At 39.0% G+C, this 18882-nt stretch carries 13 protein-coding genes; 4 read left to right on the forward strand and 9 right to left on the reverse strand.

Annotated features, from left to right (window positions below; all coding sequences use genetic code 11):
- Positions 1-287: 287 nt before the first annotated feature.
- The 5 genes from IW22_RS16175 to IW22_RS16200 form a co-directional block, all read right to left on the reverse strand.
- Positions 288-1373, reverse strand: coding sequence for a porin (locus IW22_RS16175; RefSeq protein ID WP_034728430.1), 1086 nt, complete (start codon positions 1371-1373; stop codon positions 288-290).
- A gap of 237 nt (positions 1374-1610) precedes the next feature.
- Positions 1611-2168 (reverse strand): K(+)-transporting ATPase subunit C, encoded by a 558-nt coding sequence (locus tag IW22_RS16180; RefSeq protein ID WP_034728432.1) that lies wholly within the window; start codon positions 2166-2168, stop codon positions 1611-1613.
- A 10-nt stretch (positions 2169-2178) separates the two neighbouring features.
- Complete coding sequence (gene kdpB / locus IW22_RS16185; protein WP_034728691.1) at positions 2179-4218, reverse strand: potassium-transporting ATPase subunit KdpB; 2040 nt, start codon at positions 4216-4218, stop codon at positions 2179-2181.
- A 320-nt stretch (positions 4219-4538) separates the two neighbouring features.
- Positions 4539-6233, reverse strand: coding sequence for a potassium-transporting ATPase subunit KdpA (gene kdpA / locus IW22_RS16190; protein ID WP_034728434.1), 1695 nt, complete (start codon positions 6231-6233; stop codon positions 4539-4541).
- Positions 6234-6906: 673 nt separating this feature from the next.
- Complete coding sequence (locus tag IW22_RS16200) at positions 6907-8232, reverse strand: sigma-54-dependent transcriptional regulator (protein ID WP_034728692.1); 1326 nt, start codon at positions 8230-8232, stop codon at positions 6907-6909.
- A 293-nt stretch (positions 8233-8525) separates the two neighbouring features.
- On the opposite strand from IW22_RS16200, the gene IW22_RS16210 reads away from it, so the two are divergent.
- Positions 8526-11393 (forward strand): M16 family metallopeptidase, encoded by a 2868-nt coding sequence (locus IW22_RS16210; protein ID WP_051891274.1) that lies wholly within the window; start codon positions 8526-8528, stop codon positions 11391-11393.
- 256 nt (positions 11394-11649) lie between these two features.
- Here IW22_RS16210 and IW22_RS16215 read toward each other — a convergent pair whose 3' ends face one another.
- From IW22_RS16215 to IW22_RS16225, 3 genes are all read right to left on the reverse strand, one after another.
- Positions 11650-12726, reverse strand: coding sequence for a GNAT family N-acetyltransferase (locus IW22_RS16215; protein ID WP_034728441.1), 1077 nt, complete (start codon positions 12724-12726; stop codon positions 11650-11652).
- Positions 12723-13724 (reverse strand): polysaccharide deacetylase family protein, encoded by a 1002-nt coding sequence (locus tag IW22_RS16220; RefSeq protein ID WP_034728443.1) that lies wholly within the window; start codon positions 13722-13724, stop codon positions 12723-12725. Before IW22_RS16220 ends, IW22_RS16215 begins: the two co-directional genes overlap by 4 nt.
- A 70-nt stretch (positions 13725-13794) precedes the next feature.
- A complete protein-coding gene (locus IW22_RS16225) occupies positions 13795-15933 on the reverse strand; it encodes a S46 family peptidase (RefSeq protein WP_081873967.1) in 2139 nt (712 codons plus the stop codon).
- A 427-nt stretch (positions 15934-16360) separates the two neighbouring features.
- Between IW22_RS16225 and IW22_RS16230 the strand changes: the two genes are divergently transcribed.
- Positions 16361-16849 (forward strand): copper resistance protein NlpE, encoded by a 489-nt coding sequence (locus IW22_RS16230; protein ID WP_228384055.1) that lies wholly within the window; start codon positions 16361-16363, stop codon positions 16847-16849.
- Between the two features lie 31 nt (positions 16850-16880).
- Here the strand turns inward: IW22_RS16230 and IW22_RS16235 are convergent, their stop codons facing one another.
- Complete coding sequence (locus IW22_RS16235) at positions 16881-17528, reverse strand: MgtC/SapB family protein (protein ID WP_034728448.1); 648 nt, start codon at positions 17526-17528, stop codon at positions 16881-16883.
- A gap of 144 nt (positions 17529-17672) precedes the next feature.
- Between IW22_RS16235 and IW22_RS16240 the strand changes: the two genes are divergently transcribed.
- Together IW22_RS16240 and IW22_RS16245 are read left to right on the forward strand one after the other, a co-directional pair.
- Complete coding sequence (locus tag IW22_RS16240) at positions 17673-18227, forward strand: YdeI/OmpD-associated family protein (protein WP_034728450.1); 555 nt, start codon at positions 17673-17675, stop codon at positions 18225-18227.
- A 27-nt stretch (positions 18228-18254) separates the two neighbouring features.
- Positions 18255-18653: an immunity 22 family protein gene (locus IW22_RS16245; protein ID WP_081873968.1), complete on the forward strand. Its 399-nt coding sequence runs from the start codon at positions 18255-18257 to the stop codon at positions 18651-18653.
- Positions 18654-18882 lie beyond the last annotated feature (229 nt).

The following is an 18882-nucleotide window of genomic DNA, read 5'->3' on the forward strand; positions in this document are numbered from 1 at the left end:
ATTCAATATAAAAATCTTTGATTTTTGAGAACTTATGTGAACTTCTTCTCACAAAATATATAACTTCAAAAAACTTAAGTGTTAAAAATATTTTGTGACTTTTGTGGTTTGTTTTTTAACCACAGATTGCACGGATTTTCACAGATGTTTATGGATAGTATTCTGAATAAAAATCTTTGATTTAAAAAAAACTTATGTGATCTTCTTCTCACAAAACATCTAAACTTCAAAAACTTAAGTGTAAAATCTTTTGTGACTTTTGTGGTTTATTAATTATTTTTTACCTTCTAAAACCAGGCAGCCAGACTTGTCGTGATAAAGAAATTCCCCTGTTTCATCCCATCATTCTTCACAAAAATGGCATCTTTAGATGTGAAACCTCTCGCTTCTGTACGGAAAACCACGTTTTTAAGAATGGCATAATCCACATTCAGGGAATATCCAAAGGTTTGGAAACCATTAGGCGTTTTGGTGCTGATGATGACGCCGTTTTTATCGTTGTAATATTCAACTCTTCCTGCCAAGGCCCATTTGTTATCAAGCTGGTATTTCATTAACACGTTGGGTGTGTACCAAATGTTATAACTGCTGCTTCCTTTCTCTTTCTGTTCTGCTCCGATATCGAATCCAAGCAACGCTGAGAATCGGTCTGTCAGCTGAAAATTTCCGTAAAGATCATGGAAATACCGCATCCTTTTTTCAGCTTTCGATTTGTCGTTTCCGATGAATGAACTGCTGTTCAGCGTAATTTTTTCTGTCGGTTTGTAGGTCACCTGATGCCCGAATGAAATCGTCTGGTTTCCTTCCGGCTTTGCAATACGCTGCCAGCCATTAAGCACCAATCCGCTTAAAAACCATTTTCCGTTGTCTGACGTGTAAGAAACCTTTGCCCCCGTTTCGAAATACGGTGAATTTTCAGCGGCAAAACTTCTGGTCAAATTGACATTATCTTTTCCTATGGCACTTTCCCAGCCGATGTGGGAAGGCATAATCCCTGCATCTATCCACAGGTTTTTGGTTTTTGAAATCCTGATTCCGATATTCGCCTCGTTGACATAACGCAATGCATTCTGCTCGGCAGCCATATTGTCCTGTGCATAGGTTCCGGCCATTAAAGCTACATTGGCGCGGAGATTTTCACTTTGATAATTGGCTTTTATCAATCCTAAATTCAGATTGAGCTCATTATGTCTGTTGTAGGAATATAAAAAATTCTGACGGAGATGATTAGCAGGTTCATTAAAATCATACGTGTAGAAAAGTTCGGCATAGGCAGAAAAAGTCACTTTATTTTCTGTTTTTAATGAATCTGATGATTGTGCTTTCGGGAAAAAGATCCCCAGTATAATTCCTAGAATAATATATTTTTTCATAAAAGTTCTAAAATTGTATCTTGTTCTGACCTAGGAAATGGAGGCGTTAAAAAAATAATTGATGTGAGCGTTAAAAAAAATCTTGTGTTTGAGTGCGGGACAAAGTATGAATCAAATGAGAAATAATCTTTCCGCACGAGTTTAGAATTTTTAGAGAACATCATTTATTTTTAGCCGGAATTTCCAAGTCTTGAATTTTTGTTTCTTTTGTTTCAAGACAAAAGAAAATAGAGTTTATTATTTTAATTGATCCAAAGCGATATTAAGCTTCAGTACATTTACTTTTGAAGGCCCTAAAAGTCCTAAAAACGGTTTCTCTGTTTGATTTTTCACTAAATCTCTTACTTTTTCTTCAGAAAGATTTCTGACTTCTGCAATTTTCTTTACCTGATACAAAGCGCCATCTTCAGAAATATCCGGATCCAGGCCGCTTCCACTGGCTGTAACCAGCTCTACAGGAACTTTTGCATTTCCCATTCCCGGATGCGTCATCTTTAAGGTATCTATTCTTTTCTGTACGGTTTGCAGGTATTCTTCATTGCTTGGACCTTTATTACTTCCGGCGCTTCCCGCTGCGTTATAATCAACAGCTGAAGGACGTCCATGGAAATATTTTTCTGATTTAAATTCCTGCCCGATATTGGCGTAGAATTTCTGTCCGTTTTGAGTGATGATCTCTGCATTTCCTTTAGTAGGCAATACTTTGGAGCCTCCATACACGATAAGCAGATAAATTCCTATGACAGCCAGCATTACAATAGTCAGTCTGAATGCTGCAACAATATGATTCTTCATTTTTTAAATTTTAATAGAATAAACTGATCACTAAATCGATGATTTTAATCCCGATAAATGGAACAATAACACCACCCAAACCGTAAATTAAAAGGTTTCTTCTCAGGAGCGCACTGGCACCAATCGGTTTGTAGGCAACTCCTTTTAATGCTAACGGAATAAGGAAAGGAATGATCACGGCATTGAAAATAACGGCTGATAATATCGCTGTTTCCGGACTGTGAAGATTCATAATATTCAACTTCTGAAGCGAAGGAATGAAAGTGATAAACAGTGCCGGAATAATGGCAAAATATTTAGCAACGTCATTCGCAATACTAAAAGTCGTCAGTGTTCCACGGGTCATCAGCAACTGTTTTCCTATCTCCACGATCTCGATCAGCTTTGTCGGGTCATTGTCAAGGTCCACCATATTACCGGCTTCTTTTGCAGCCTGTGTTCCGCTGTTCATTGCTACTCCTACATCGGCCTGAGCCAGTGCCGGCGCATCATTCGTCCCGTCTCCCATCATCGCGACCAGCTTTCCTTCCTGCTGTTCTTTTTTGATGTAGTTCATTTTGTCTTCGGGCTTGGCTTCAGCAATAAAATCATCTACGCCTGCTTTTTCAGCGATGAATTTTGCAGTCAGAGGATTATCTCCGGTTACCATCACCGTTTTTACCCCCATTTTTCTCAGTCTCTGGAAACGTTCCTGAATTCCTGTTTTAATGATATCCTGAAGTTCGATTACTCCCCAGACTTTTTCATTAACGCTTACCACAAGAGGCGTTCCTCCGTTTTCGGAAATTTTGGTAACGGCATCCTGGGTTTCTTTCGGGAAGATATTCCCGGCTTTTTCAGTCAGTTTTTTTATCGTGTCATAAGCTCCTTTTCTGATCCTTGTGTCTTCAAAATCAATTCCTGAGGTTCTTGTTTCCGCTGAGAAATCAATATAGACCGGGTTGTGAACAAGAAGGTCTTCAGATTTCAGCTGGCTTAGTTCTATAATGGATTTTCCTTCCGGCGTTTCATCCGCTACTGAACTTAGCGCAGAAGCTTTAATGAAATCCGGCAGTCTGATACCGTCTGCAGGGTGAAATTCCGTCGCTTTACGGTTTCCGATGGTAATGGTTCCTGTTTTATCAAGAAGCAGTACATCGATATCTCCGGCAGTTTCCACTGCTTTACCACTCTTGGTGATTACGTTAGCTCTCAAAGCTCTGTCCATTCCGGCAATCCCGATTGCAGAAAGCAGACCTCCAATGGTTGTGGGAATCAAACAAACGAAAAGTGATATAAATGCCGCAATGGTAATGGGAGTCTGCGCGTAGTCTGCAAAAGGTTTTAAAGTGAGTGTTACAATAATAAATGTCAGGGTAAATCCTGCCAAAAGTATAGTTAATGCGATTTCATTAGGTGTTTTCTGTCTTGATGCTCCTTCTACAAGGGCAATCATTTTATCTAAAAAAGACTCTCCCGGTTTGGTGGTCACTTTTACTTTTATTCTGTCTGAAAGAACCTTTGTACCTCCGGTTACAGAACTTTTGTCCCCTCCGGATTCACGGATAACAGGTGCACTTTCTCCGGTGATGGCAGATTCATCAATGGTAGCAAGTCCTTCGATGATTTCTCCGTCCATCGGGATCTGATCTCCGGTTTCGCAAAGAAAGATATCGCCAAGCTTCATTTCGGCAGACATTCTCAGAACGGTTTCTACCTGAAATCCCGGTTTGTTCTCCAAAACTACTTTAGCAGGAGTTTCTTCACGTGTTTTTCTAAGGGTATCCGCCTGAGCTTTTCCTCTGGCTTCTGCAATAGCTTCTGCAAAATTGGCGAAGAGAACAGTGAAAAATAAAATAATGAATACCGTAAAGTTATAAGCAAAGCTTCCCTGTGATTTATCCCCTGTAAGACTGAAAAGACTTACGATGAACATCACAACAGTTCCGACCTCTACCAGGAACATCACGGGATTTTTAAACATGATTTTCGGATTCAGTTTGACGAAGGACTGTTTGATCGCTTCGTTCACCAAATCTTTTTGAAACAATGTCTGTGATTGATTTTTCATTTTTTTGAAAGAGTTATATAATTGTAAATCAACGGTAACCATTAAGACAGATTAAAACAAAAAGGATTGAAAATGGATAATATATTCAGGTGAATGTTTCGATGAGTTTAGACTGGTTCCCTGATATTTCAATCTTCCTAATGGTTGACTATTGATTTTAATTTTAATTATTGATACTTAAACCATTAAGAGCAATTTAGAAGTGAAGAAGAATTAAGATAATATTCAAAAGAATATTTTTAAGCTTGATACATACAGGCGTACAACTTAATATTCTTAACCTCTTTTGTCTTCTTAATGGTTCAAAAATTAATTTTCATTTATTTAGAGAAATACTGGATCTGTTCTGCAATAGGTCCTAATGTAAGGGCCGGGAAAAAAGACAGGGCTGCAATAAGAAGGATCACCGCCAGCGTCATAAAGCCGAAAGTGGCCGTATCCGTTTTCAGAGTTCCTGAACTTTCCGGGATGAATTTTTTCTGTGCTAATAATCCTGCAATCGCTATCGGTCCGATGATCGGAATAAATCTGGATAACAGCAGTACGATTCCTGTAGAGATATTCCACCATGGTGTATTGTCTCCAAGACCTTCAAATCCGGAACCGTTGTTCGCAGAAGAAGAAGTAAACTCGTACAGCATTTCACTGAACCCGTGGAACCCTGGATTATTCAATGTTTTGGCACCAAATTCAGGCAGATAAGCCGTTAATGCAGTTCCTACAAGGATTAAGAATGGATGGAACAAAGCTACAATCATGGCGATCTTCATCTCTTTGGCTTCAATCTTTTTACCCATGAATTCCGGCGTCCTTCCTACCATCAAACCACTGATGAATACAGCGAGGATGATGAAGATGAAATAATTCAGAATTCCGACCCCACAGCCTCCGTAGAAACAGTTGATCATCATGGCCAGCAGTTCATTCATGCCTGAAAGAGGCATTGTGCTGTCGTGCATGGCATTAACAGAACCTGTCGAGATCACTGTCGTTGCAATGCTCCAATATCCTGAAGATGCACTTCCGAAACGGATTTCCTTACCTTCCATAGCCCCGAGGCTGTTGTCAGTGCCCATTTCTGTAATCAGAGGATTACCGCTTGTTTCATTGACGATATTCGGAACAGCAAGCGCCAGAAAACCGACCGTCATTACCGTAAAGATCACCCATGACAGTTTTCTTTTTTTCAGATAGAATCCTAACGCAAAAACCAATGCAAAGGGAATGATCATCTGAGTGACCATTTCGGTCATATTTGTTACATAGTTTGGATTTTCAAGCGGGTGCGCTGAGTTGGCTCCGAAGAACCCTCCTCCATTCGTTCCCAAATGCTTGATCGCTACAAAAGCAGCTGCAGGACCTCTGGAAACATCCACTTTTTGTCCTTCCAGCGTTGTTATATGATCTTTCCCTTCGAAAGTCATAGGACTTCCATTAGCAGAAAGGATTAGCGCAACAAGGATACTGATTGGAACGAGTATTCTGACCACAGATTTAGTAAAGAAATCATAGAAATTCCCTAATTCTGTAGTTGTTTTATCTTTAAAAGCTTTGAAAAGAACAGCCATAGCCGCCATTCCGGTAGCTGCGGTTACAAACTGCAGGAACATCAGATAAAGCTGACTTAAATAACTTACTCCTGTTTCTCCCGAATAATGCTGAAGATTACAGTTCACCAAAAAGGAAATAGCTGTATTAAAAGCCAGATCAGGGGACATATTCGGGTTTCCGTCAGGATTCAGAGGAAGCCACGCCTGGGTCAGCAGGATCAGGAATCCAATAATAAACCAGACCAGATTGATCGTCAGCATGGCATACATATTCTGTTTCCAGGTCATCTGACGGGACGGGTTGATTCCCGATATTTTATAAATTACTTTTTCAACAGGTTCAAAAACAGGATCTAAAAAGGTCTTTTTGTACCCATACACATTAGCAATGTATTTTCCAAGAAATATCCCAATGACTAATGTGATCACAAACATGGCAATAACGCCTAAAATTTCTGTATTCATGACCGGTTAAAATTTTTCAGGTTTCAGCAAAACGTAGCAGATGTACACAAAGGCCAGAATTGAAAGGAAAAATAAACTCCACATAGTTTTATATTTTATCAAAAAATTCAACGGATTTATAGAGAAGCCAGAACATCACTGCAAAAAGCAGGATCAAACTTATCAGCATCATATCGTTATTATTAAGGTTAATAGAGTCATCAGTACGTACGATACCATCAGCAGACTGAAGCCTGCGTGCTCACGTTTTTTGAACGTTTTTCTTGAAATTGTCATTTTTAAAATATTTTATTCTTGTCCTATAGGCCAAAAGAAGGCCCAATTTGGCAATAAAACACATAAACAACTAAAAATCAGCTAATTAAATTAAATAACTCAACCGTACCAAAATACGAAAGCCTATCATTTTGATAGGCTCGTTTATTGAAATGATAAGGATTAGAAGTTAGAAATTAGAGGCTAGATGTTAGAGGGGAAACTGCCAATGGTGAATTTTGCTTCGCAAGGGAATGGTGAGTTGGTAGATTCAAGAAGCAAGATTTTAGATGCCAGACATTACTGCTGGTGGCTTCGGGAGCCTCAGCCACCAGATATTTGTCGTTTATTCATCGGCACTCACACCCTGAAACTCTAAAACACTCAAACTCTATGACGCTCAAAACTCGTAACTCGTCTACCTCCATCCATACTCCTCCAGCTTACGATACAGCGTCGCAATACCGATTTCCAGCAGTCTGGCGGCTTCGGCTTTATTTCCTTTTGTGTATTGAAGGACTTTTTGGATGTGAATTTTCTCAAGGGATCTCATGCTTAATGAGTCACTTTCAGGAACGATTTTATCTGAATAATGGGGTAAACTTTCCGCATCGAGGATGTTGTCTTCCATCAGAATAAGGCTTCTTTCTACAGCGTTTCTAAGCTCGCGGATATTTCCTTTCCAGTCGTTTTTTTCAAGGGTTTTATAGTAATCAGGGTTCACCTGAAGGTTTGAAAGGTGAAGTTTACGGGAAAAAATATCGATGAAATTTTTGGCCAGTAGTTTCAGATCTTCTTTTCTTTCACGTAATGGCGGAAGATGGATCTCGAAAACATTCAGTCGGAAGTAGAGATCTTCGCGGAAATGGCCTTGTCTGATTTCGTCTTCCAGATCGCGGTTAGTCGCAGCAATCAGTCTGAAATCTGATCGGGACACTTTAGTTTCACCCATTTTGATGAATTCTCCGGTCTCGAGAACACGCAACAGTTTGGCCTGAAGTTCTATCGGCATCTCTCCTATTTCGTCTAAAAATAAGGTTCCTCCGTTGGCTTCTTCTATCAGACCTTTTTTATCTTTTACAGCACCGGTAAATGCCCCTTGTTTGTGTCCGAAAAGTTCACTTTCCAGTATTTCTTTGCTGAAAGCTGAACAGTTGATGGCTACAAAATTATTTTTCTTTCTGTCACTTCCGTCATGAATGGCATTGGCAAAAACCTCTTTTCCGGTTCCTGTTTCTCCGGTCAGAAGAACAGCAGCATCCGTTAAAGCTACTTTTTCAGCCAGTTTTTTAGACTGAAGGATCAGAGGAGAAGTTCCTATGATCTGTCCGAATCCTTTTGATATGGTGGTTTTCTGACCAATTTTAGAGCGATTGTCTTTTACTTTTTCCAAAGCTTTATACACCAGCGGAATAATTTTCTCGTTATCATCACCTTTTACCAGATAGTCATACGCCCCGTTTTTCATGGCCTGAACAGCATCGGTAATGTTTCCGAAGGCTGTCATCAGAATAATTTCGAGGTGTGGATATTTGGTTTTGATGGACCGTACCAGTTCTACCCCGAAAGCATCAGGAAGACGGACATCACATAAAACGACATCAAATTCATGCTGCTCGAGCATGGTCATCGCAGAACGTGCTGTAGAAGCTTCTTTGACGTTAAAATTTTCTTGGGAAAGAATCATCCCCAGTAATTTCAGGAGCTTGATCTCATCATCGATGATCAGAATGTTTCCGGACATAGTGGTTGTTTTTGGAAAACCTGATGCAAACTTATTGAATTTTTTGAGCAAATGAACAGTAGTGGAGTGAAATTTAACGTGAAACTATCAATGGTGAATTTTGCTTCGCAAGTGAATGGTCAATTGTTGGGGTTGAAAAATTCACTGAATGATGGTGACAAGAAAAAAGATTTCCTTTTCATCTTTACAAATCGAAGTTATAGATGCAATAGTCACAAAAACACACTGAAATTTTCTTTGATTGCTTACATTTGTAGTGCATTCGGATCTAAAAGAATGAAATGAGTTAGCTTATGATTGACAAAAGATACAAAGAAACGGTTCATACAGATAAAAACAACTACGAATATATTACAATAACGCATGACGAAAATAAGGTAAGAATCTATACGCTTAAGAATGGCTTAAAGGTTTTTCTTGCCCAGAATTTCGATGCCCCGAGGATACAAACTTATATTCCCGTGAGAACGGGAAGTAATAATGATCCGGCTGACAATACAGGTTTGGCGCATTATCTTGAACACATGATGTTTAAAGGAACTTCTAAGATCGGGACGCAAAACTGGGAGAAGGAAAAGGAACTTCTTGACCAAATCTCAGCGTTGTATGAAGAGCACAAAGCGGAACAGGATCCTGAAAAGAAAAAGGAGATCTATAAAAAAATAGATGAAGTATCCCAAGATGCCAGCCAGTACGCCATCGCGAATGAATATGATAAAGCAATTTCTTCACTGGGCGCGAGCGGAACGAATGCTCATACGTGGTTTGATGAAACGGTTTACAAAAATAATGTTCCGAATAATGAGCTTGAAAAATGGCTTAAAATAGAGAAAGAAAGATTTTCAGAAGTTGTTCTCCGACTTTTCCATACGGAGCTGGAATCGGTATATGAGGAATTCAACAGAGCTCAGGATAATGATTCAAGAGTGGTGAATTATGAACTGATGGATGCCCTGTTTCCTACCCATCCAAACGGTCAGCAAACGACTATCGGAAGACCGGAACATCTGAAAAACCCTTCTATGAAGGCGATTCATAAATATTTTGACGAATATTACGTGCCGAATAATTATGCTATGGTTTTAGTAGGAGATCTGGATTTTGAGGAAACGATTCAACTTGTTAATCAATATTTTGGAACAATTCCTTACCGGGAACTTCCGAAAAAAACGCCTGTAGTTGAACAACCATTAACGGAAATTGTAAAGAGAACGGTAAAAAGTCCGACAACTCCAAGGGTTCAGCTGGCCTGGAGAACAGAAAGCTACGGAACCAGAGAAGCAATGCTGGCAGATATTGTGGCCAATATTCTAAGCAACAGAGGAGAAGCGGGATTGCTTGATCTTAACATCAATCAGACACAAAGAATGCTTTGGGCACAGGCTTTTTCTGTTGGCCTGAAGCAGTACGGATATTTTTCTATGGTAGCGGTTCCTAAAGAAACGCAGTCGATGGATGAAGCTAAAGATATGGTTCTGGAGCAGATCGAACTGATTAAAAAAGGAGATTTTCCGGACTGGATTCTTCCGGCCATCATCAATGATTTTAAGCTTCAGCGTTTGAAAGGCCTTGAAACAGCTGATGGACTGGCTACAAATCTTTATGACACCTACATCAAAGGAAGATCATGGGAGCAGGAACTGAATGAACTGGACGAGTATCAGGATTTCACCAAAGAAGATGTGGTAGATTTCGCCAATGCTTTTTTCAAGGATAATTATGTTATTGTTTATAAAGAAAAAGGCGTTAATGATCAGTTGGTAAGAGTTGAAAACCCCGGCATTACACCTATTAAAATAAACCGTGAAGCGCAGTCAGATTTTTTAAAGGAAATCGTTGCAGAAAAAACGGAAGACATACAGCCGGAATTCATTGATTATGAGAAGGAAATCCTTACAGATACCATCAAGGATAAAAAGCTAAGCTTTGTTCTTAACAAATACAATGATATTGCCCAGGCTCACTTTATTTTCCCTTTCGGAAGTGATCATGACAGAGATCTTGGGATTTCTACACAACTGTTACAATATCTTGGGACTGAAGATCTTTCGCCCGAAGATTTAAAGAAGGAATTCTTTAAAATCGGTGTGAGCAATGATTTTAAAACAACCAACGATCAGCTTCTGATCTCACTGAGCGGACTGGAGGAAAATATTGAAAAAGGGATCGCCCTTCTTCAGCACTGGATGTATGATGTAAAACCTGATCAGGAGATCTACAGACAGTTTGTAGAAACCGTTCTGGAAAACCGTGAGGCTACCAAAAAAGATAAAAACCGCATCATGACTGCCCTGACCAATTATACCAAACTGGGCAGCTTCTCAAGATATACAGATATTATTTCGAAAGAGGAACTTGAAAGCAGCAATGCGGAAGTATTTACAGACCGAATGAAAAAGCTGTTCAAATATCCTTATCAGGTATTTTATTATGGGAAAAAGCTTGAAAATTTCAAACAGTATATCGGACAATATATAGAAAACGAAAGTTTCCAGATCCCTGAACCTAAACAATATCCTGAACCTGAAACCAACGGAAATGTCTATTTCACAGATTATGACATGGTACAGATGGAAATGAGCAAAGTGGGAAGAGGACATGAGGTGAATACTTCAAACTTTGGAAAGATCAATGTTTTCAATGAATATTTCGGAAGAGGACTCTCCTCTATCGTTTTCCAGGAAATCCGTGAAAGTAAGAGTTTAGCCTATTCAGCTTATGTTTCTTATGCTGCCAATTCTGAACTGGGACATCCTGATTATATCACAACTTATATCGGAACCCAGCCAGACAAGCTTCAGACCGCAGTAAGCACGATGGGTGAACTGATGAATGAACTTCCGGAAGTTCCAACCCAGTTTGAAAACGCCAGAAATGCAGCGCTGAAACAAATCGCTTCCACAAGAATTACCAGAAACAATATATTTTTCAACACATTACGACTGAAAAAACTTGGGATCTACCACGATTTCAGAAAGGACATCTACGGACAGATCAAAACCTTGAATTTTGAAGACGTAAAAACGTTCTATCAGACAGAAATCAAACCGGTTCATTTCAACACCGCCATTATCGGCAAGAAGGAAAACCTTGATATGGACGCCGTCAACGAGATGGGAACCTTTCAAGAACTAACGCTGAAGGATATCTTCGGACATTAAATATAGAGACCGCTTCATAATATGGGGCGGTTTTTTATTTTTAGAGACAAGAATCAAGAGCTAGGAACCAAGATTTTAGATGTGAGATTTAAGGCTAAGGTTGAGGATGAGGATGAAAAGCGTCAATTGTGAATTTTGCGAAGCAAGTGAATGGTAGATTCAAGAAACAAGAGCCAAGATTTCAGACAATCATTTTAAACCAGCAACTGATAACCAGTCTAAAACCCTAAAACGCTCCGACTCTCCAACTCAAAACCTATGTCATCATACAATCCCCGTCGCCATCCTGATATTTTGGGTCAAAGCCTTCGGGCAGATCATTCAGCAGTTGTTTGTGGAAGAGATATTCGCGTTTAAAATCACGTTGGTAGATCTTTGGAAACGTTTTAGATACGTTCAGTTTTTCATTCAGCTCTTTCTGGTAGCTGGTGAGGGCTTTTATCTTATTTTTAACGATAAAATAGTTTAAAAAATCTGTAAAATAATCTAAGCTTGATTCTGAAAACAGGTAGGGAATTTTAAGGTATCCGTCTCTTAAAAGCAGTAATGAACAGGCTGTTAAAACATTATTGTCGTCGTAAACTTTTACCCAAACGTATCTAAAAGTATCTGCATAGCTTGAAAAGAGGTATTTCTGCTCTTTTTTTCCTTCCAAAACCCATGGATTTTTAATGAACACATTGATTTCATCAGCATTCCGTCTGCTTTCGAATTTTGACATAAATTCAGAACTTTCAGTGTCAATATGATCCAGAATTTCAAATTTAAACTTTGGCTTCTTTAAAGGGCTATTTTTTAAAGCAATTAAAGAATTGGCTGCTATATCTGTTATTTGAAAAAGAGGCGCCAAAACCTTTGTTCCTGGCTTTTTCTCGGGAATCATTTTAGCAGCATCTGTCCGGAAATAGTAGCGCTTACCGTCTTTCGGGAAAACATCTTCAAAAACACCCATAATCGTATAGAGTGCTTCCGCTTCTTTCGTGAATTCTGTGATGGCAATACGGTCATCATATTCTTCAAAAACCTTTTTCAGCAGCTTTTTTGGGATTCTTTTCTTTCGAAATTCACTGCTTACATATAGTGTACTCAGCCATGCGTAGCTGAATTCTTTCCCGTCGATGATAAAATTGTCGGGAAAACAGCCTACATAACCTGCCAGTTTTCCTTCACAGAATGCCAGAATAAGAAGGGTCTGTTCATCTGAAGCCTTTGGATTTTTAATATGAGATTCTGCACGGTGTCTGGTGATGGGCAGAAAATCATATTTCAGGAAATCTCCCGAAGAAATAAACTCCTGCAGTTGTTTTCTGTTATATGTTTTCAGCTCTATCATTTCCGTACAATTGTATTTTTATTGATGATTCTTTTCAGTCTGAAATAAGCCGTTTCTTTTTTCAGAATCTTTTCTCCGCTCTCTCCCATTTCCATTGGAATTCGCTGAAAATTTCTTTTCACACTGTCCAGTTTTACACCTGCACAACCAAAACTGAAACTGATTTCTTCATTGTTAAACAGTTCGTCAAAGAACTCCTTTCTTACCCCAAAATCCGTGAAAGGAAATGCAAAAGTTTCGTGTAAAAAACCATTTTCTTTCAGATAATCGAAAGTGCGATTGGTGGTTTCCATCTGCTGTTCCAGAGAAAGATCTCCGTATTTGGGATGATCCCAGCTGTGGGAAGAAATTCCAAAACCTTTTCCGGTCAGTATTTTTAATTCGTCTGTGCTGAGATAAGGTTTCTGTTTTTTTGAATAGGCTTTGTAGTCTGTTTCAAGCTTTTCTGCCAAGATATTGAGGATTTCTTTTTCCTGGTAACTGATGTTTAAAATCCTGTTAATTAAAGCTTGTTTTTCTATTTTATTTTCCAGATTCAAAACGCGATATACTTCAGGATCTATCGTTTTTCTTTTTCCAATTTCCTCTATAAGCAGACTGGCTTTGCATCTGAACATCATATCTTTATTATCCACAAAAGCGGGATTGATAAAATTACAGGCATAAATTCCTTTACGTTCCAGAATGGGAGCTGCAACCTCATAAAATTCCCTGAAACCGTCATCAAAAGTCAGTAAAGCGATCTTTTTCTTTGGCTTAAAACTACCATTGACAAAGTCTTTGAATTCTGACCAATTCACAAACTGAAAATGCTTTGAAAAACAGTCGAGATCCTCTTCAAACTGTTTCGTATTTTTATAATTGATAACATGTCTGATGTGTGGCAAATTATCATCAGAAACGCTGTGGTAAAGGGGCAGACAGTAATCCAGCGGAAAAGATTTTCCGATATCGTCCGTTTCGAAGGCAGTAAGGATATTGATGATCTTATCTTTCATCTCTGTTAAATAAAAAAGAATCTATTCAAATTGGATTTAAATAGATTCTTAAAGGTATGATTTTTATGTATTATTTGATCACCTTCATTTCGTCGATAAGCCATTTGGAATCGGCAAATTTATCGATAATGAAAAGGATATATTTTGTATCTACCATAATGTTTCGGCTGAAACGCGGGTCATAGTTGATGTCACTCATCGTTCCTTCCCACTGTCTGTCGAAGTTCAGACCTACAAGGTTTCCGTTGGCATCAAGCGCCGGGCTTCCTGAGTTTCCTCCCGTAGTGTGGTTGGTAGCAGTGAATCCAACAGGAACGTCTCCAGTTTTGTCCTTATAAAATCCGTAATCTTTCTTGTTGTAAAGATCGATCAGTTTTTTAGGAACATCAAATTCATAATCTCCCGGAACATATTTTTCAATAACCCCAGCAAGGTGCGTCTGGTAGCCATAAGAAACAGCATCTCTAGGTGTAGAACCTTTTACTTTTCCGTAGGTTACACGCAGCGTAGAGTTCGCATCCGGGAAGAATTTTCTGTCTTTATCCGTTGCCATCTGCTGCGCCATGAATTTCTTCTGAAGATTATCAATTTTCCCCTGAAGAGAAGTAAACTGAGGATCTGCATTCTTCATATACGTTTCCTTCATAGAAACATACAGCTGATAAACAGGATCTTTTTTCAACGTCTTAACCAGCTTGTCCTGATTAGAAAATGCTTTTTCCACATCTGTTGTCAGGGCTGCTCCGTTCACCTGAGCTCTTCCTGTAACGATGGAGTTTTTAGACATCTCCTCGATCACCGGGATATTCTGGTTTTCGTCTTTGTATTTATTGAATCCTACGGGTAGGAACTGAGGTGCCGTTTTATTAGCATATAAAGCCAATAATTTCGCCGTTACTTTAGCATCAAGCTCTGCGCTATAATCTTTGTAGAATGAAGTCACTTTTGTTTTTAATTTCGCAAGCTCTTTTTCATCCATTCTTCCTGCTTCTACGGAAGTTACATAATCGTAGTAATCTCCTGCAAGCTTCAGCGTTTCAGCATTTCTTACCACTTCTGTGTAATACGCATTGTTTAATGCGTAAGGAGCCTGGTCATTGTACAGTTTGTTCAGCTGATCCAAAGTAGTTTTGATCTCAGGATTTTTAGCGACTAAAGATCCTTCATACATTACTTTTTTCTCTACGGCATTAGACTTTTTCAGTCCTTCTACCTCTCCGATCCATTTTTTCCAGTAATTGGCAACTGAAGCATATTTAGAAGCATACTTGATACGTGTTTCAGTGTCTACACGCATTTTTTCGTCCAATGTTTTCAAAGCCACATCACGTACAGCAATTCTCGCCGGATCAATATCTTTCATGATCTTCTCCACAGCTACTGCAGGAAGATATTCCGTAGTTTTTCCAGGGAATCCGAATACGAATGTAAAGTCGTTTTCAGCTTTATCTTTTATAGAAACCGGCAGATAATGTTTTGGAACGTAAGGAACGTTATCTTTTGAATATTCAGCAGGCTTGTTGTCTTTTCCCGCATAAATTCTGAACATCGAGAAATCTCCGGTATGTCTAGGCCAAACCCAGTTATCTGTATCACTCCCGAATTTTCCGATGCTTTGAGGCGGTGCCCCAACCAAACGGATATCTTTGTAAGTTTCAGTAGTAAAAGCGTAATATTTGTTACCGTAATACATTGGTTTTACAATGATTGACTGGTAAGATTCTATTTTCTGAGCGTTTTTATAAACCTCAATATTTTTACTAATCTTTTTAGCCAGTTCAGGTTCAACAAGATTGTCTGTCCCTTCTAAAATCTGATCGGTAGCTTCTTTGATATCAACAATGAAGTCTACTTTTACGCCAGGATTCGGAAGTTCTCCCTCAGGATTCTTAGCCCAGAATCCGTTTGAAAGAAGATCATTCTGAACTGTAGAATGTGCCTGGATCTGTCCGTATCCACAGTGGTGGTTGGTCAGTAACAATCCCTTAGGCGAAATGATTTCTGCAGTACATCCGCCGTTAAACTGTACCACCGCATCCTTTATGCTTGGCTTCTGGGTATTGAAAATGTCTTTGGCAGAGATCTTCATTCCCATATCCTTCATTTCCTTTTCATTCAGTTCTGTCGGAATCCACATTCCTCCATATTGCTGAGCGAATGCCATTGCAGCCGGCAAAAGAAATACGGATAAAAGTATCTTTTTTGTCATAATCAAAATTTTGCCCCAATTTACAAAGAATATTGTACATATGCCTTACGTGGGGGAGGAAATATGGGAGCGGTGATGGAGAGTCAAGAATCAGGAGCCAAGATTTCAAACACGAGGCTAAGGTTGAGATTGAGGCGGGAAAACGTCAATGGTGAATTTTGCGAAGCAAGTGAATGGTGAATTTAAGAAACAGGAGCCAAGAACCAGGAATCAAGATTTCAGATTTCAGATATGTTTCGGGATGCGAGTTCCGGGTTTCGAGTTCCGGGTTTCGAGATTCGAACCAGCAACTGTCAACCAGCAACTAGCAACTCTCTTACTCTAAAACCCTAAAACACTCAAACTCTCCGACTCTACACCCCCGAAACGGCTCAGTTTTTGTTTCAAACACCGCACTTAATTATTAATATATTTAAATTACTTTATCATGATGAATAGCAAAATGTTCATTCTCGGAATTGCATCGGCAGTCTTTTTAGCATCGTGTAATCAGAAAGAAAAAACAACTGAAACGACGGATGCAGCAACGGATTCTGCGGCTGTACAGACCAATCCTGCGGACAGCATTACGAAAGCAACTCCTACTGCGGCAGGCGATACTTCGGAAAACGCTCTTGACTGGCCGGGAACTTATGAAGCGGTGGTTCCATGCGCCGACTGTCCTGGAATAAAAACTTCACTGACTTTAAATAATGATAAAACGTTCAGCATTACTGAAGAATACATCGACAGAAATTCTAAAAACCAGGATAAAGGTACTTTTGCATGGGATGCTTCCGGAAACGTGATTACGTTAAAAGGAAAAACAGCCAGTTACAAATATAAAGTAGGCGAAAACATCCTGATTCAGCTTGATATGGACGGACAGGAAATTACCGGACCGAACAAGGATCTGTATGTTTTCAAGAAAAAATAAAGGCTCAGGCCTTTATTTTTTTGTCTTTAACTTAAAATTGATAGGCTGTGATTTTAGGATCATTGATGAGACTTCTTACCACCTCATCGTGCTTGGTATGTTTTCCGGTGAGCCTCCACGTTATGGAAAGATTCCCTTGTGAATACTGCATTTTCAGCATAAAATATTTCAGATGGTGATCTTCAAAAATTTTTTCACAATGTTTTATATCTTCTGATCCCGCCACCGTGATTCTGTATTCCCTGATCTTGTGGCTGCTGTCTATGAAATTCTGCAGATAGATCAGTGCACTGAGAATTAAAATAACCAACGCTGTTCCTAAAAGTGAAAGATAGACATATCCCGAACCTACGGCCATTCCAATAGAAGCGGTTGCCCAGATGGTGGTGGCTGTTGTGATTCCATCGATTTTATTATCTCCTTTAAAAATAACACCGGCTCCCAGGAAACCTATTCCGGTAATGATATTGGCGGCCAGACGATCCGGATTCTGAACTCCGATTTTAATGGAAAGAATAGTGAACAGGCAGGATCCGAAACATACGAGGATAAAGGTCCGCAACCCTGCAGATTTGTTCCTGTACTCCCGTTCTGCACCGATCAGTAATCCCAGAAGGACTGAGATGAGTATAAGGAGCAGTTCGTTTTGGACGGCATAGTGATCCTGAAGAAATTCCATTGTCTAGCGTTTTACCTGAATAAAATTACAATAAAAAAGCATACTGCCGCATTTTTTGATCGGGCGATTTTGTCTCTGTCAAATTCTCATTTCAAAGAAAAGTTTTGTAATATTACATTTTAATACGCATTAAAAAGATTCACCATGGCTCCTATATTTTTTGCAACAACGGAAGAATTCAGAAAGTGGCTTGAGGAAAATCATACAACAGAAAAGGAAGTTTTGGTCGGTTTTTACAAAAAAGGCACCGGAAAAGCATCTATGAACTGGTCTGAATCAGTAGATCAGGCTTTATGTTTTGGCTGGATAGACGGGGTGAGAAGGTCGGTAGATGAAGAAAGCTATTACAACCGGTTTACGCCAAGAAAGCCCAACAGCAACTGGAGTCTCATCAATATAAAAAAGGTGGAAGAACTTACGAAAGCCGGATTGATGAAACCTGCAGGACAGAAGGTATTTGACGCAAGAAAAGAGGAGAAAACGGGAACCTATTATCATGAAACGGAACATATTCTCGATCCTGCGTATGAGAAAGAGTTTAAAGCGCATCAAAATGCCTGGGAATTTTTTGAAAAGCAGGCACCATCTTATAAAAAGGTGACCATTCACTGGCTGATGAGTGCCAAACAGGAAAAAACAAGACTTTCAAGATTGGAGAAAATCATCAGCGAAAGCGAACAATTAAGACGATTAAAATAAATATACGGTATACTTAAAAAATAATTTATGGAGAAAGAGATTTCACACTTTTGGTTGGGATATTTTAAAAATGAAGATGAATTCGATGCTTTTGCTGAAGAGGATGAAAGTTATTATACGGAGGAAGAAAACGAAGACCTTTATGTATCAAAATTCGCTGAAACGCAAAACATACAGTGGTTTGATTATGATTTTCTGGAATATGGTTTTGAAGATGAAAACTTAGGCATCTACGAAAAATTTACAGATTATTCTTATGCTGACCAATGGCTTCCGGTGATTGAACAAAAAATCAATGAACTTGGTCTGGAAACTCCGGTGAACGCTATTATTTTCGCGAATAAACATGCCATTCCCAATCCGGTTTCTGTAAACGATGAGGAATATGCATTGTACTATATCGGTGAAATTGAATATGATATCTAGTCTTTTATTAGATTAAAAAGACTTTAATAAGGATCACAGGAATCTGCTGAAGGTTTTTGTGATCCTTCTGTTTTTTAGATACTTAAACTGCTTATAAATCAATTGCATTGATCCTGATGAATGGAATGGATATTTTTATGATTTAAAATTTCACGCAGATTAATCAGATGATGCAGATTTTTTACTTTTTCCATTTGCTCTGTCTGTCTCATATAAGAGAGTATATTAT

Source organism: Chryseobacterium sp. JM1, assembly GCF_000737715.1.
In the GTDB taxonomy this organism is placed as follows: domain Bacteria; phylum Bacteroidota; class Bacteroidia; order Flavobacteriales; family Weeksellaceae; genus Chryseobacterium.